The following is a 473-nucleotide window of genomic DNA, read 5'->3' as shown; positions in this document are numbered from 1 at the left end:
CGCGGGCTGCGGTTCATGATCCCGCTGGTGGATCGGATGCGGAAGGTGAGTCTGCGCACCGTGACCATGCCCGTCCCGTCGCAGCAGATCATCACCCGGGACAACGTGTCCATCGGCGTCGCCGCGGTGGCCTACTTCCGCCGGGTCGACCCGGTGAAGTCGATCGTGGAGATCGAGGACGTGCAGACCGCGATCAGTCAGATCGCCCAGACGACGGTCCGTAACGTCGTCGGACGTTCCCTGCTGGACCAGGTGCTCACCGACACCGAGACGATCAACGAGTCGATCAAGCAGATACTCGACCGCACCACCCAGCAATGGGGAGTCCTCGTACTGCTCGTAGAACTCAAGGACATCGAGTTGCCGCAGACGATGCAGCGGGCGATGGCCCGTCAGGCCGAGGCCGAGCGCGAGCAGCCGGGACAGGAGGTCGCGGCGCTGCTCGACTGCCTGGGGGGCCCCCCCCACCGAGC

Annotated in this window: 1 protein-coding gene; it reads left to right on the top strand. The window is 66.4% G+C overall.

Annotated features, from left to right (window positions below):
* Nucleotides 1–45: 45 nt before the first annotated feature.
* The coding region (locus IF22_RS0132615) for an SPFH domain-containing protein (protein ID WP_245233808.1) at nucleotides 46–473 on the top strand (428 nt) is incomplete at its 3' end.

Source organism: Micromonospora parva (assembly GCF_000718515.1).
GTDB classification, from domain to species: domain Bacteria; phylum Actinomycetota; class Actinomycetes; order Mycobacteriales; family Micromonosporaceae; genus Micromonospora; species Micromonospora parva.
Note: the sequence above shows the minus strand (reverse complement) of the source record. Positions and strands in the feature narration are given on the sequence as shown.